The organism is Flavobacterium limnosediminis JC2902 (assembly GCF_000498535.1).
GTDB classification, from domain to species: domain Bacteria; phylum Bacteroidota; class Bacteroidia; order Flavobacteriales; family Flavobacteriaceae; genus Flavobacterium; species Flavobacterium limnosediminis.
This window is the reverse complement of the sequence record NZ_AVGG01000031.1, coordinates 36,223-51,112: the sequence shown is the minus strand read 5'-3', so window position 1 is coordinate 51,112 and position 14,890 is coordinate 36,223. Positions and strand designations below refer to the sequence as shown.

The following is a 14,890-nucleotide window of genomic DNA, read 5'->3' as shown; positions in this document are numbered from 1 at the left end:
CAAATCCCGATTACGTATCGCAATCGGGATTTTTTGTTTTACCAAAATCAAGGTGTAAGCAGTTGCATCAAAACTGATTTCGGCACAATAATTTCATTATGTTTTTTTGAACACAGATGCCACAGATTTGCATAAATCAATCTGTGTAAATTTGTGAAATCTGTATTTTCTGTTAAACAGCAATCTTAAATAATCAGCTTAACTAAATGAGTGTTTATGCTTGAAAATGTTAGTATTGTAAGTTCTGTCACCCTTCAAAATTGCTGTTCCAGATAGCCGTATTAAAGTTTTTTCCTTTAGCGACGGCATAATACAAACCAATGGCACACCAATATTTGAAAATGAAAAGGAAGGAAACCAGTTTCATGTTTCCGGTCAGTTCCACTCCGTAAAAATCAGAAGGAAGTAAAAAACAAGTTGTCAGACTCAGCAGTATAAAAAATAAAAGAAGATTTAGTATGTTTCGAAACGGAAGTACAAGCCATTTTCGGAGCGGATGCAAATCGTTACCCCATTTGTGAATCAGATAGTAATACCCGTTGCCAATTGGCGCAAACAGAATCGGATCGTCATATTTTTTCAGTTCGAATACTTTGGAAGGCGCCATGAGCTTAAAATTACCCAATTCCGTATGATGTGCTTTTTCAAGATGTTTGATTTCGGTAATTACTTCTTCAGGGAAGGGGACTTTATATAAATTACTGTCCAGAAATCGCAACCGGTAATCAATGCACGTTGCTTTAATCTGACTGATATGAAAAATCCTGTCGGTTTCCAGCAAATCGAAGATAAAAGCATTGTTTTTCGAAACGGATCCTGAACGGAGTTTTTTACGGATAGCAACTCTTTTATTTTCATCTTCCGCCAATAAAATCCTAACGGATGTTAACGGATCGGGGTAACAACCTGACTTTTTACGCTGAGAAATAAGCTTTTCATGAATATTTGTTTTCTTCAGCAACATGACATTTCAATACATAATTAAGTGACTCTAAGTTAGTTATTTATTCATTGATAATCAAGTGGTTGGTTTGTTTTTCGTTATGTATTTTCCAAAAAAAATCCTGCAAGGTATAAACTTTGCAGGATCTGATATATGGTTTTGAATGGTTGCCCGACTTATCTCAACTGAGCTCCGACTTCCTTTTCAAAATTCTGTTGCAACTTGCTCATGATTTTGTCAATCTGTGCGTCTGTCAGTGTTTTTGAAGCGTCCTGAATCGTGAAACTTACCGCATACGATTTCTTGCCTTCCGGTAGTTTGTCACCTTCGTAAACGTCAAATAAATTCACATCTTTTAATAACGCTTTCTCTGTTTGTTTGGCGATGGAATAGATTTGTTCAAACTGAACATTGGTATCAATCAACAAAGCCAAATCCCTGCGCACTTCCGGATATTTCGGAATTTCAACAAACTTGATTTTAGTCGAAATCAGTTTTAAAACTTCTCCCCAATTGAAATCGGCAAATAAAACTTCCTGTTTGATATCGAAATGTTTTAAAATCGATTTCTTCACGGTTCCGAATTCAACAATGGTTTCTTTTCCGACAGTTAGTGCAATTCCTTCTGAAAACACATCGTTCTCCAAAGGTTGCGTTGTTGTTTTTTCGATTCCCAAACGGGACAATATCGCATTGATATAGCCTTTGAATAAGAAGAAATCGGATGGTTTTTCAGCAGTAGTCCAGCTTTCCATCAAACGGTTTCCGGTTACGAATAAAGTCAAATGCTTTATTTCAGTGTAACCTGCAGGCATTTTATGGTAGGTTTTCCCGAATTCGAATAATTTCAAATCAGATTTTCTTCTGTTGATATTATACGAAACCGCTTCAAGACCGCTAAACAGCAATGATTGGCGCATGGCCGATAAGTCATTACTCAACGGATTCAGCATCGTTACATTGAACTCTTCTTTCAGGTTTTCCGATAACTTAGCGTATTGCGGTGAAGTCAGGGAGTTGGCCATCATTTCATTGAATCCCTGTGAAGCCAACTGGTTTGCAATAACATTCTGTACCTTATAATCTTCCGTTCTCGATGAGTTAGAAATGGAAGCGTTTAGCTTTGTGGTAAAGTTGATGTTGTTGTATCCGTAAACACGTAAAATTTCTTCGATAACATCGATTTCCCTTTGTACGTCCACGCGGTAAGCAGGAACAACCAAGCCCAAACCGGCATCGGAAACGCTGTTTACCTTGATGTCTAAGGATACTAATATTTTTTTTATTGTTTCTTTCGGGATTTCCTGACCGATAATTTTGTTAACGTTAGCAAAGTTCAACAGTATCGAGAAATCTTCAATTTTCTTTGGATAAATATCGATAGGATCTGAAGTGATTTCTCCACCGGCAACTTCCTGAATTAAAAGCGCAGCGCGTTTCATCGCATATTCCGTAATGGTTGGATCAATTCCTCTTTCGAAACGGAAAGAAGCATCAGTGCTCAACGTATGTCTTTTTGCTGTTTTTCGAACCGAAATGGGATTGAAATAAGCACTTTCCAGGAAAATAGCGGTAGTGTTTTCGGTTACACCCGAATTTTTTCCGCCAAATACTCCGGCAATGCACATTGGTCCGCTTTCGTCACAAATCATTAAATCTTCTTCGTGAAGCGTTCTTTCAACCTCATCAAGAGTGGTGAATTTCGTACCTGCAGGAAGTGTTTTTACAATCACTTTATTCCCTTTGATTTTTGCAGCGTCAAAGGCATGCAAAGGCTGACCTAATTCATGTAAAACATAATTGGTAACGTCAACAATATTATTTTTCGGAGCTAATCCGATGGCTTTTAATCGATTTTGTAACCAGCTCGGTGACGGTTTAACCGTAATTCCTGAAATGGTTACCCCGCAATATCTTGGCGCCAGTTTGGCATCTTCAACTTTAATGTCGATTTTAAGCGTACGTTTTTCAACTTTAAACTTACTTACGGATGGCGTCAGTAATTCAGTATGATTAACTCCTTTCTGAATTAATCCTGCGCGTAAATCCCTTGCAACACCTAAATGACTCATGGCATCGGCGCGGTTAGGCGTTAAACCGATTTCAAAAACCTCGTCTGTTTCGATATTGAATACTTTGGAAGCCGGAGTTCCAGGAACTAATTTTTCATCAAGAATCATGATTCCGTCATGAGATTCACCCAGACCCAGTTCGTCTTCGGCACAAATCATTCCGTGACTTTCTTCACCGCGGATTTTTCCTTTTTTGATTTCGAAAGCGTTTCCTTCGTTGTCATACAATTTAGTTCCGATGGTTGCAACAGGTACTTTTTGTCCAGCAGCCACATTCGGAGCACCGCAAACAATCTGAACCGGCGGATTTCCGTCGCCTAAATCTACTGTGGTAATACTTAATTTATCGGCATTCGGATGTTGGATGCAGGTAAGTACGTGGCCGACAACAACGCCTTCCAGTCCGCCTTTAAGGCTTTCATATTTATCTACACTTTCCACTTCCAGACCTAAATCTGTAAGTAGGGCAGAGGTATCTTCCGAACTCCAGTCTGTTTTGATGAATTGTTTTAACCAATTGTAGGATATACGCATTTCTGTATCGTTTTTATAAGGGTGCAAAGATAATAATTGTCTGTTATTTTTCGTCCAAAACGAGGTGGAATTATGTCGAAAATTAAACGCTGCTCATTGAATTATTGCTTAAATTTGTGTAAACACTTACATATATTGGAAAGTAAAGCCGGTTTGGTCAGTAAAATTAAAGGGAACAGGATTCTTTTTAATCTGCTAAAAATTTTTGGCATGCTGTTGCTTGTGTCAGTCATACTGTATTTGGGATTAGGTCTTTATTTTTCAACGCATGAAGATAAAATGAAAAAAGATCTGACTGCGTTAGTCAATGAGAAAATCAGCGGAGAAATAAAAATAGGGGATCTGGACGTTTCGCTTTTTCAGGGATTTCCGAGTTTAACCATTCAGGTTAAAGATGTAATTGTTAAAGACAGTTTGTGGAACATTCATAAGAGAACCCTTTTAAAGGCCGGTAAAGTGTATGCTAAAGTTTCACCCTGGGCCATTTTAAGTAAATCCATTACGGTAGACAATCTGACCATAGAAAATGCAACGGTTGATATTTATGTTGATGATAATGGGTATAGTAACGTTTCGGTTTTTTCAAAGTTAAAGGATAAAAAACCGGATGAAAAGAAAAAATCAACTTTAGATGTGGGTATTGATAATATTCGTTTTACAGCTGTTACTTTTATTTCAGAGAATCATATTAAAAAGAAAAACTTCAATTTTAAAACCTCAGATTTAAAGGTATTGATTTCTCATAATGATCAGGGATGGAATGCCACTATTGATGTAAAAACATTCGTAAACAGCATGACATTTAATACTTTAAAAGGCAGTTTTGCGAAAAATAAAATCATCGAAGGTGAGATTAATGCCGTTTATAACAGTAGTAAAAAACAAATCGGCATTTATTCCAAGGAACTGGAAATCGGCGGTAATCCTTTTGAAGTAAAAGCAACTTTTGGCGCATCAAAAACCAATTCCCTTTTCAATATTACGCTCTTCACTTCTTCTGTCCAATGGAAAGAGGCTTCGTCATTACTGTCTGATAATATCCAATCAAAATTGAACAAGTTTGATCTTTTGAAGCCGATTGATGCGAGATGCGAAATTAAAGGTAATATGAAGGTAAAAGGTAATCCGTCCATTCATGTAATCGCAAATGTTAAAGATAACGAACTGATTGCTAAAAGAGGAATCATAAGGAATTGCACTTTTACAGGGGAATTCATAAATAGCTATGTGAAAAATAACGGATTTGGTGATCCCAATACAGCAATTTTTCTCCACGATTTTAAAGGTGATTATAACGAAATTCCTTTTACAACGAAGGATTTTAAGGTTTTTAATTTAAAAAAACCGGTGGTTTCCGGATTGGTAAAAACCAATTTTGATGTAGGTAAGCTAAATTCTGTTTTTAACAAAGATGCACTTCATTTTTTGAAAGGGAAAGCCGATGTTTCCGTTCAGTTTAAAGCGAACGTGGTTGATTTGAATATCTCAAAACCTTTTATCACCGGTTTCGTAAATGTCGATAAAGCAGATTTCACCTATGGTCCGCGTAATTTTAATATTAAGAATTGTAATCTTAAATTAGAATTTACACCGGATAAACTCAACGTCAGGGCGTTTGATTTTGAAACCCAAAGCAGTAAGTTTCATATGAAAGGGTATGCCGGTAATTTCATGAATTTGTATTATGATAACCCTGAAAAAATTGTTTTGAACTGTGATATCAATTGCCCTCAGATAGACCTGTCCGAATTCATATATCTGTTAAGCTCTAAAAAACAAGGTAAAAGTGAAAAGAATGCCAAAGGAAAAGGGAGTTCGGGTTTTTTGGAAAGGACAATCAGTAGCAGTAATCTGGCTCTTAATTTAAATATCGATAAACTTATCTATAAAAAATTCACGGGCACCAATACGGTAGCTAAAATTGCTATTTCGAACGACAATATAATCATTCAGAAAGTTGCCATTCAAAAGGGCAGGGGAAATGTAAATATTGAGGGAGAGGTAAAACACAACAGTAAAACCGATCATTTCAATCTTAAAGTAAAAGTTGCAAAAGTTGATATTAGAGATTTGCTTTATTCTTTTGATAATTTTGGTTCCGCTACAATAACCCATAGAAATATTACAGGTATAATTGATTTGAACACGCATCTCAATGGCATTATTGCAGACAATGGAGGTTTGGCAAAAAATTCACTGAAAGGTGACCTGCAATTCAATTTACGCAATGGCGCATTCATTGATTTCAAACCTATTGAAAATGTCGGAAAGAAAGTTTTTCCTAAAAGAAATTTTAAGAAAGTAACGTTTGAGAACATAAACGGCGATTTCAAAATTAACAACGGAAGGGTGTATATAAGTCCGATGAAAATTAACAACAGCGTTTTAAATTTTGATCTGAGCGGTGTTTATGCTTTTCAATCGGGTACAGATCTTAATATTGAAGTTTATTTGCGAAATCCTGAAAATGATAAAGGCATCACCAATGCTAAAATTTTAAAAGCAAAAAGAGATGCAGGTTTGTCTGTTCACTTTAAGGCCGTTGATGGTCCTGACGGAAAAGTTAAAATGCAGGTGCGTTCTCTTAAAGCTAAATAGGATTGAACCTTTTTTATAACCAATTGTGATTTAAATTGCAACTACTACTTGTGAAATAAAGTTATTTCTTCAAAAACGAAATCAATCCTTTGAAATAAATTTCCTGATCGTCGTAAAACGCCATGTGACTTCCACTCGGGCAAAACAGATACGTACCGTTTTTTACCAATTTCGACATTTGTTCCATATGTTTTGGATCCATGGTGTCATAACGCGCTCCGATTACTAAAGTTGGAATTGTGATGTTTTTTAAATCGGGTTCACGGTTCCATTTTTCAAGTTTGCCTGAAATTCCAAATTCGCTCGGTCCTTGCATCGTTACATAAAGTGATTGGTTCATTTTTGCAAACGAGCGCTGAACCGGTTCCGGCCAATCTTTAGAAGGTAAACGTAAAATGTGCTTTTCGTAAAAATGTGGCATCAGCAATTCCATGTAACGCGGATTGGAAAAATCGCTTTTGGATTCAATAGATCTCAGTTCTTTTAAAGCCGTCGGATCCATCTGTTTTGCTAATACATCATCAGCATATTTTCCGTAAGCAATCGCATCCGACATCATATTGGAAATGATTAATCCTTTCATGTTGCTTTGGTACTTCAACGCATATTCCATGGCTAAGATTCCGCCCCATGAATGTCCCAATAAATAGAAATTGTCTTTATCGAGGTTAAGCGCTTTTCGAACCTGTTCCACTTCTTCCACATAACGCGGTAAATCCCACATGGCAACATCTTTCGGATCGTCTGAATTTCCGCAGCCTAACTGATCGTAATAAATAAACTCGATTCCTTCTGCCGGAAGAAAACTCTCAAAACATTCGAAATATTCGTGGGTAGCGCCCGGGCCACCATTTAATAACAAAACTTTGATTTTAGGACTATTTCCGAAACGTTTTGTCCAAACTTTGAAGGTGCCTTTCGGAGTTTCAATGGGAATCATCTGAATGCCGCCGGTTTGAATTGGAGTGTCACTTTTTTGGAAGTACGGATTGGTTTCGGCAATCTGTTTTTTCGAGGTTTCTTTACAGCTAATGAAAAGAGAAGAAACAAGCAGTGTTAGGAGAAAAAGCGAATATTTTTTCATCATGAAGTTTTCTTATAAATTTAAAGAATTTCTTCGATATGCTTTTTAATATTCTCGGATATTTTTTTGGTAGGCAAATCGTTTTCGTCATTTCCGAAAGGATCTTCGATTTCTTCCGCAATAAGTTCCAAACTCGCCAAAACATAGAAAATGAAGACAACAACGGGAATCACATAATACCCCAATGTAAATACAAAACCGAAAGGCAATGTCATGACGAAGAAGAATATGAATTTTTTGATAAAGGCACTGTAAGAGTAGGGAATAGGTGTGTTTTTAATTCGCTCGCAGGCCCCACAAATTTCCGTAAAGGACTGAATTTCGCCATTTAGAACAATCAATTGGTCTCCGGATATTTTTCCCGACTTATATAAATCGTTTATTTTTTGAAAAAGAAGCTTCGCCACCTGATTCGGACGGTGTTTTTCGTGATCGATTTTTAAATCAAGACCTTCAAAAAGACTCAAGCCTGTTTCTTCATTCTTCAGATGTTTGTTAAGAATGGAAGCATAACTCGGAATCGCTTTTTTAAAGAAGGATCGATCGTGTTCGTCCAGTAACATAACCGCCAGTTTTATAGCGAGATTCCGACTGTTATTCACCAAACTTCCCCACATTCTTCGCCCTTCCCACCAACGATCATAGGCCGTATTGGTTCTGTATGCCAATAACAAGGAAATAACAAAACCCAGCAAGCTGTGCATTACGTTGATGTTTTTAACATGACTCTCCTGGGAAAGTTGCCAGTATTCCATTTCCATATAACAAATCCCGGCGGAATATAATCCGATGAAAATCATCATGGGAATTAATTGCCGAAAGGTATCCGCTTTATGAAATCGGAATATGAAGGTAATCCAGTCTTTTGGGTTGTATTGTACCATTTTTTTAGAGTTTCTGAGTTGCTAAGTTTCTAAGTTACTGAGTTATGATTTATAAGTTATGAATTATGAATTATGAATTATGAAATATGAGTTTTCTCTAACCTCTGTTATCTTGCTTCTTGTCTCTATTCTCTCTCATCTAACTAATATAATTCCAAATCGTCTTTTTCTTGCTCAATTCGATAAAAACTTTCCGTAAGGTCTGATGTTCCGGTTTTTCCATTGGAGCATCGTCTTTTAAGAGTTTTACTGCGTGATGGCGTGCCAACAGTAAAATGTCTTTGTCTTTTACCAAATCGGCTATCTGTAAATTTAAAACACCACTTTGCTGTTTTCCCATGATATCGCCGGGACCACGCAGTTTCAAATCGACTTCGGCAATTTCAAAACCATCGTTGGTGCGACACATGGTTTCGATTCGGGTTTTGGTATCGCTGCTTAATTTATGCCCGGTCATTAAGATGCAGTAACTCTGTTCTGCTCCACGCCCCACACGTCCGCGTAACTGGTGTAATTGTGATAGTCCGAAACGCTCAGCACTTTCAATAATCATCACACTGGCATTGGGAACATTCACGCCGACTTCAATAACCGTAGTCGCTACCATAATATTGGTGTTTCCTTCGGCAAAGCGGTTCATTTCGGCTTCTTTTTCGGAAGGTTTCATTTGCCCGTGAACGATGGAAACGGAATATTGCGGTAAAGGAAAATCACGTGAAATTCCTTCATAACCATCCATCAAATCTTTATAATCCATTTTTTCGGATTCCTGAATAAGCGGATATACAATATAAATCTGTCGTCCCTTTGCAATTTCGTCTTTCAGGAATTTCCAAACTTTCAATCGGTTACTGTCGAAACGATGTACCGTTTGAATCGGTTTTCTTCCCGGCGGTAATTCATCAATAACTGAAACGTCCAAATCGCCATACAAACTCATCGCCAATGTGCGCGGAATAGGAGTAGCCGTCATCACCAAAACATGTGGCGGTACTTCGTTTTTCTTCCACAACTTACTTCTTTGTTCCACACCAAAGCGATGCTGCTCATCTATTATGGCCAGGCCGAGATTTTTGAATTGTACTTTATCTTCCAATAAAGCATGCGTACCGATTATTATATGTAAAGAACCGTTTTCCAGTTCTTCATGAATGATTTTTCTATCTGAAGTTTTTGTTGAGCCAGTAAGTATTTTTATATTGATATTTAAACCTTTAGCTAATTCTGTAATTCCGATAAAATGTTGTGAAGCAAGGATTTCTGTCGGTGCCATCAAGCAGGCCTGAAAACCGTTATCAATCGCCAAAAGCATGCTCATCAATCCGACAATGGTTTTTCCGGAACCAACATCGCCTTGAAGTAATCGGTTCATTTGTGCATTGCTGCCTAAATCATTTCGGATTTCTTTCAGTACTTTTTTCTGCGCATTGGTCAAATCAAACGGCAAATGGTTATTGTAAAACGTAGTGAAATAATCACCCACTTTTTCAAACGGATGGCCTTTGATTTTATGTTTTCGGATAAGGTTTTTAGTAATCAGTTGCAGCTGAATAAAGAACAATTCTTCAAATTTTAATCGGAATTGCGCCTTAGCTAAAAGTTCCTGACTCTTCGGAAAATGAATGTTGAATATCGCGGCGTTCTTCGGGATCAGTTTTAATTCTTCGAGTAAATAGGTAGGAAGTGTTTCGGTGAATAAAGAATGTGTTTCAATAAACAATTGCTGCATCATTTTATTGACGACTTTATTCGTAATTCCTTTGTTGGCCAGTTTTTCGGTGCTTGGATAAACCGGTTGCATAGCCGAGCGTAAACTCGTTTTGTGCTCTTCCAACAACTCCATTTCCGGATGTGCCATGTTGAATAAGCCATTAAAAGAAGTGGTTTTTCCGAAAATGACATAAGGTGTATTCAACTTAAGACTTTCGCGTATCCATTTCTGTCCCTGAAACCACACCAGTTCCATTTCGCCTGTATCATCCACAAAAGTGGCTACCAGACGTTTGCCTTTTTTCTGTTCTACGGATTTAATGTGAATCACTTTCCCGACAATCTGAACCTCGGAATTGCTGTTTTGCAGTTCGTTGATTTTGTAATATCGGGTACGGTCAATGTAGCGATTCGGATAAAGATTGATCAGATCACCGTAACGATGGATGTTCAGTTCTTTGCGCAACATATCCCCGCGTTGAGGGCCAACGCCTTTTAAATATTCAATGGGAGTGTCGAGTAAGTTATTCATTTTGGCTTGTAATGTCTGAAAACGAAGGTAAAACTAAATTTTTTATTTAGAAATAGTGATTGAATTTATTTATAAATTATATTTGAAGTAAAATCTTATAAAATCTGTAAATGAATAAAAAACATTTTATTGTGATTTGTCTTTTTATGATAGTGTCTTGCCAGAAATCTAAGAGCAATAATCACGAACTGACAGGACAACATCTCGAAAGTTCCTATAAGGACTGGTGGGTTTATTTTAACGATTCTATTCGGCTTTCTTCAGATTTTGTAGCTTATGATGCCAAATCAGACAAGATAAACAAAGAACTTTTTTTGAAATCACTTGCTACGGGTGAATATATTCCTTTGAAATGTTCTTCGGATAATTCGGAGACAGTTTATAAACTCCATGAATTAAAAAAAGATGCTGATGTGAATATAAGCAGCACGATAAAAAATCTGGCTAAAATTGAGTTAACGAATTTTCAGAATGAAGGAAAAAAGTTAGGCGCTTTCCATTTCACGGATTTAAATGGTAATCAGTACACTTCTGAAAACACTTTAGGAAAAACGATTATCTTAAAATGCTGGTTTATCAATTGTATGCAGTGTGTAAAAGAAATGCCTGCACTCAATAAGATGGTTCAGCAATTTAAAAATCGAAACGATGTAATTTTTTTAAGTTTGGCTTCTGATTCTGAAGCGGATTTGAAAAAATTTCTTTCCAAACGTAAATTTGACTATGCCGTTGTGCCCAATCAGGAAGACTATTTTAAAAATACCCTAGGAATTAAAATATTCCCTACTCATTTTATCATTAATAAAAAAGGGATAGTCACGAAAGTAGCCAACGATGCTAAGATTATCGAAGAGGCGATAAAATCTTTGGAATAAACTTATTTCGGAATCAAATCACAATACCAGAATCCATATTCAAAAGGATCGGAATCATCCGTGCTGCAAACATCGGAAGAGTCTTCCTGTTTTGGTTTTTCATACTTGCGATGAACGATTTCACCAATTTCAAATTCAATCGGTTTGGAGAAAATAGGTCCGTCAAAAGTGAACGTATGGAACTCGCCGTTTTCTCCGCAGACATCTACGTTATCGGGTAAATCGGCTATGAATTGCTCGTCGATAACTCTTCCGGCAAAACTTTTATCAAGGTAACGCTCGTTCACACAAGTAACAATCGTTTTGAAACCCAAATCCAGAAACTCCCGAATCAATGCTTTCGTATCGATTTTCCATAACGGAAAAATGGCCTCCAATTGCATTTCGGCTAATTTATCTTCACGGTATTTTCGTAAATCTTCCAGGAAAATGTCCCCGAAAATGGAGTGGGTTACACCTTGCTTTTTGAAATTGGTAAGCGTTTCCTTCATTACGTTTTCGTAAACTTCCATGGTTGGCATTTCGGGAATTTCCATTTTATAAAGTGGTAAACCGATACTCTCCGCTTGTTGCTCCAAAAGCTCAGCACGCACGCCATGCATGGAAATGCGATTGTATTGTTGGTTCACACTCGTTAACAACGAAACAATTTCGATATCCGGATTCTGAAGGGTTTTGTATAGAGCCAACGCCGAATCTTTCCCGCTGCTCCAGTTAAAAAGGGCTTTCTTTTTCAAATCTTGTAATTTGGAAGTAAACTTACAAAAAAGTCCGAAATTCCGTTGTATTTTTGGATTTCTTATACTAAAACCATGAAATATTTTTTATTGTTTCTATCCTCATTCGCTTTCGCACAACAATCTGAAAAGGTTGATTTTATTTCGCTTCACGCCAATCTGAAACCTAACGCCATTGAAAAATCCATCAGCGGAAATGTTACCTATGATTTTGTGGTGAAATCCAAAACAGATACCATAAAGATTGATGCCATACGAATGGAATTCAGTGATGTGAGAATCAACGGAGAATCGGTTCAGTATAAAAATTCAGGGAAAACACTAAATCTTTTCGAAGGATTTAAAAAAGGAAAAAACAAGCTGGAATTTTCCTATTCGGCACAACCGAAGCAAACGATGTATTTTGTTGGAGATCCTTCGACCGGACAAATATGGACACAAGGTCAGGGAAAATATACAAGCCATTGGTTGCCGAGTTTTGACGATGTAAACGAGAAGGTAATTTTTAATCTGTCCATCAATTACAGAAATGATTTTGAAGTGCTGTCAAACGGCGTACTGAAATCTACCAGTTATAATAACAAAGGCAATATCAAAACCTGGAATTATCAGATGCAAAAACCGATGAGTTCGTATCTGGTAATGCTCGCCATCGGAAAATTTGTAAAGAAAACCGAAACAACCAAATCCGGAACCCCGTTGGAATTTTATTTGAAGGAAGAAGACAAGAATAAATTTGCATCGACTTATAAATATTCAAAAGAGATATTCGATTTTTTTGAACACGAAATAGGAGTGAAGTACCCTTGGGAAGTGTATCGTCAGGTTCCCGTTATGGATTTTTTATACGCCGGAATGGAGAATACGACTTCGACCGTTTTTGCTCAGGATTTTGTGGTGGATGAAATCGGATTCAATGACCGAACGTATGTCAATGTCAATGCACACGAATTGGCGCATCAGTGGTTTGGTGATATGGTGACGGCTCAGACAGGAAAACATCATTGGTTGCAGGAAGGTTTTGCGACTTATTACGCCTTATTGGCCGAGAAGGAACTCTTTGGCGAAGATCATTTTAATTTCGAATTGTATCAGACGGCCGAAACCTTACAACGCGCTTCAAAATCCGACACGATTCCGCTTATGAATGAAAAGGCAAGTTCGCTGACGTTTTATCAGAAAGGAGCCTGGGCATTGCATTATTTAAGGAAAAACATCGGAGACAAGAATTTTAAAAAAGCTGTCAAACGTTATTTGAAGAAATACGGATTCAAAAACGTGAATACCGATAATTTCCTGGCAGAGGTTAACAAGGTTTCCAAATTTGAAACCAACAATTTTAAGAAGAATTGGTTGGAAGCACCTGGGTTTCGGGTAAATGAGGCGTTGGACATTTTAAAGAAAAACAAATTCATTTCGGATTATCTCAGTCTGGTGGAGCAAACGGAAAAGCCATTTTCAGAAAAGAAAAGCGATTTTGAAGGCATTTTAAATTCGGATGCATTTTATCCTATGAAAGAAGAAGTTATTTATCAATTAACGGAAGTTCCGTTCGAAGAGAAAAATGATTTGCTAACAAAGGCAATGCAGACAAACAACATCAAAGTCAGACAAGCCATTGCCGTAACGATGAAGCAGATTCCGACCGATTTTAAAGCGGAGTACTCTACTTTGTTAAATGATAATTCCTATCTGACAAGGGAAATAGCACTGAAAAACCTGATGGCTCAATTTCCGGAAGAACGATTTGCTTTATTGGAGAAAACTTCAGGTTGGGTTGGTTTCAGCGATAAGAATCTTCGAATTGCGTGGCTGACATTAGCATTGGCGACGAAAGACTATCAGAACGAAAATAAAATAGTTTACTACGATGAATTATTAGCCTACAGCACACCTAGTTTTGAAGCCAACACAAGGCAAAACGCCATTGTAAATTTATTGTTCTTAAACAAAGCCGATAAAAACGTATTACCCAATCTTGTAAACGGATTAACCCATCATAAATGGCAGTTTACAAAGTTCTGTCGTGAAAAAATCAGGGAAATGCTAAAACAGGATACTTTTAGAAAATACTTTCGGGAATTGTTGCCAACGTTACCGGAGAATGAGAAAATTCAGCTTCAGAAATTATTGTAAGAATCAAGCGCAACCTTTTGATTAAATAAGTATCTTTAATATATATCAAAAGGTTATTTTTATGCAAAAGATGAAAATTATTTTTGGGATTGTATCAGAGCTTGGTTTTGTAATCAGTGGTAACCGTGACGAAAGTTATGCTGTAAATGATGAGGGAATGCAGTCAATTAATGAATTGGTTCACGCTGTAAAGAAATAAAGAATAAAAAAAGCCCTGATATTTCAAGGCTTTTTTTGTTATCCGATAATTTCGGTGATTTCATTTTTGATGTAGGATAATGCTAAAACGGTTGGCGATTGTTTTTCCATTAAGTCTGTTAGCAGTGTTTCGCGCAATTTGTCCGCATTTTCAGTTTGAAGCGTTGTTTTTCGGATTATTTGGATAATGGTGTTTTTTGCCGTCAGAACGACATTCCAGCATTCATCCGAAATATAAACCTGTTGTGTTAAATTGTGTTCAAATTCCTGTTCGATATGACGGATTAAAAGCGCTTCATAATCGTTTTTGTCAGTAGAAAGCGGTGCAACCCGAACCAATAATTTTCCGGGGTTAATGCGCTCAAGGAATAAAGCCATACGTTCATAAGCCTGCAGGCGCAAAGGTAAAGCTGTTTTTTGTGATTCTTTATGCAGAAGAAAGCGTCTTCGTCCTTCTTCGTTTTTTAAATAGGAATTAAAAAAATAATAGGCTACACCTCCGGTTATAAGAGAGGGTAATGTATAAGCAGCGATGTCAATTAATTTAGAATAATCCATTTTTGTTTAATTTTTACAAAAATAGAAGA

At 37.0% G+C, this 14,890-nt stretch carries 11 protein-coding genes; 4 read left to right on the top strand and 7 right to left on the bottom strand.

What is annotated here, in order from left to right:
• Window positions 1-247: 247 nt before the first annotated feature.
• Together FLJC2902T_RS15085 and pheT are read right to left on the bottom strand one after the other, a co-directional pair.
• Entirely contained in the window at window positions 248-964 is a 717-nt protein-coding gene (locus tag FLJC2902T_RS15085; RefSeq protein ID WP_023580664.1) for a hypothetical protein, read from the bottom strand.
• 155 nt (window positions 965-1,119) lie between these two features.
• On the bottom strand, window positions 1,120-3,549 hold the full coding sequence (pheT, locus tag FLJC2902T_RS15080) for a phenylalanine--tRNA ligase subunit beta (RefSeq protein ID WP_023580663.1): 2,430 nt from the start codon (window positions 3,547-3,549) through the stop codon (window positions 1,120-1,122).
• A 210-nt stretch (window positions 3,550-3,759) separates the two neighbouring features.
• Between pheT and FLJC2902T_RS15075 the strand changes: the two genes are divergently transcribed.
• Window positions 3,760-6,147 (top strand): AsmA family protein, encoded by a 2,388-nt coding sequence (locus tag FLJC2902T_RS15075; protein WP_162147697.1) that lies wholly within the window; start codon window positions 3,760-3,762, stop codon window positions 6,145-6,147.
• A 61-nt stretch (window positions 6,148-6,208) separates the two neighbouring features.
• Here the strand turns inward: FLJC2902T_RS15075 and FLJC2902T_RS15070 are convergent, their stop codons facing one another.
• The 3 genes from FLJC2902T_RS15070 to recG form a co-directional block, all read right to left on the bottom strand.
• Window positions 6,209-7,231, bottom strand: coding sequence for a proline iminopeptidase-family hydrolase (locus tag FLJC2902T_RS15070; RefSeq protein ID WP_035679151.1), 1,023 nt, complete (start codon window positions 7,229-7,231; stop codon window positions 6,209-6,211).
• 20 nt (window positions 7,232-7,251) lie between these two features.
• Window positions 7,252-8,115, bottom strand: coding sequence for a bestrophin family protein (locus FLJC2902T_RS15065; protein WP_023580660.1), 864 nt, complete (start codon window positions 8,113-8,115; stop codon window positions 7,252-7,254).
• A gap of 139 nt (window positions 8,116-8,254) precedes the next feature.
• The gene (gene recG / locus FLJC2902T_RS15060) at window positions 8,255-10,357 is read right to left on the bottom strand and encodes an ATP-dependent DNA helicase RecG (RefSeq protein WP_023580659.1); all 2,103 of its coding nucleotides are present in this window, start codon (window positions 10,355-10,357) and stop codon (window positions 8,255-8,257) included.
• Window positions 10,358-10,467: 110 nt separating this feature from the next.
• Between recG and FLJC2902T_RS15055 the strand changes: the two genes are divergently transcribed.
• On the top strand, window positions 10,468-11,232 hold the full coding sequence (locus FLJC2902T_RS15055) for a TlpA family protein disulfide reductase (protein ID WP_023580658.1): 765 nt from the start codon (window positions 10,468-10,470) through the stop codon (window positions 11,230-11,232).
• 2 nt (window positions 11,233-11,234) lie between these two features.
• Here FLJC2902T_RS15055 and FLJC2902T_RS15050 read toward each other — a convergent pair whose 3' ends face one another.
• The gene (locus FLJC2902T_RS15050) at window positions 11,235-11,969 is read right to left on the bottom strand and encodes a Dph6-related ATP pyrophosphatase (protein ID WP_023580657.1); all 735 of its coding nucleotides are present in this window, start codon (window positions 11,967-11,969) and stop codon (window positions 11,235-11,237) included.
• 75 nt (window positions 11,970-12,044) lie between these two features.
• Between FLJC2902T_RS15050 and FLJC2902T_RS15045 the strand changes: the two genes are divergently transcribed.
• A complete protein-coding gene (locus FLJC2902T_RS15045) occupies window positions 12,045-14,105 on the top strand; it encodes a M1 family metallopeptidase (protein WP_023580656.1) in 2,061 nt (686 codons plus the stop codon).
• Between the two features lie 61 nt (window positions 14,106-14,166).
• Window positions 14,167-14,304: a hypothetical protein gene (locus FLJC2902T_RS16290; protein ID WP_023580655.1), complete on the top strand. Its 138-nt coding sequence runs from the start codon at window positions 14,167-14,169 to the stop codon at window positions 14,302-14,304.
• A 38-nt stretch (window positions 14,305-14,342) separates the two neighbouring features.
• On the opposite strand, the gene FLJC2902T_RS15040 is transcribed toward FLJC2902T_RS16290, so the two are convergent.
• Complete coding sequence (locus tag FLJC2902T_RS15040) at window positions 14,343-14,861, bottom strand: DUF7935 family protein (RefSeq protein WP_023580654.1); 519 nt, start codon at window positions 14,859-14,861, stop codon at window positions 14,343-14,345.
• Window positions 14,862-14,890 lie beyond the last annotated feature (29 nt).

Bases quoted from the DNA above. Each gene is read 5' to 3' on its own strand.
- FLJC2902T_RS15075 (WP_162147697.1), top strand. From the start codon at position 3,760: ATGCTGTTGCTTGTGTCAGTCATACTGTATTTGGGATTAGGTCTTTAT.
- FLJC2902T_RS16290 (WP_023580655.1), top strand. From the start codon at position 14,167: ATGCAAAAGATGAAAATTATTTTTGGGATTGTATCAGAGCTTGGTTTT.
- FLJC2902T_RS15055 (WP_023580658.1), top strand. From the start codon at position 10,468: ATGAATAAAAAACATTTTATTGTGATTTGTCTTTTTATGATAGTGTCT.
- pheT (WP_023580663.1), bottom strand. From the start codon at position 3,549: ATGCGTATATCCTACAATTGGTTAAAACAATTCATCAAAACAGACTGG.
- recG (WP_023580659.1), bottom strand. From the start codon at position 10,357: ATGAATAACTTACTCGACACTCCCATTGAATATTTAAAAGGCGTTGGC.
- FLJC2902T_RS15070 (WP_035679151.1), bottom strand. From the start codon at position 7,231: ATGAAAAAATATTCGCTTTTTCTCCTAACACTGCTTGTTTCTTCTCTT.
- FLJC2902T_RS15045 (WP_023580656.1), top strand. From the start codon at position 12,045: ATGAAATATTTTTTATTGTTTCTATCCTCATTCGCTTTCGCACAACAA.
- FLJC2902T_RS15085 (WP_023580664.1), bottom strand. From the start codon at position 964: ATGTTGCTGAAGAAAACAAATATTCATGAAAAGCTTATTTCTCAGCGT.
- FLJC2902T_RS15065 (WP_023580660.1), bottom strand. From the start codon at position 8,115: ATGGTACAATACAACCCAAAAGACTGGATTACCTTCATATTCCGATTT.
- FLJC2902T_RS15040 (WP_023580654.1), bottom strand. From the start codon at position 14,861: ATGGATTATTCTAAATTAATTGACATCGCTGCTTATACATTACCCTCT.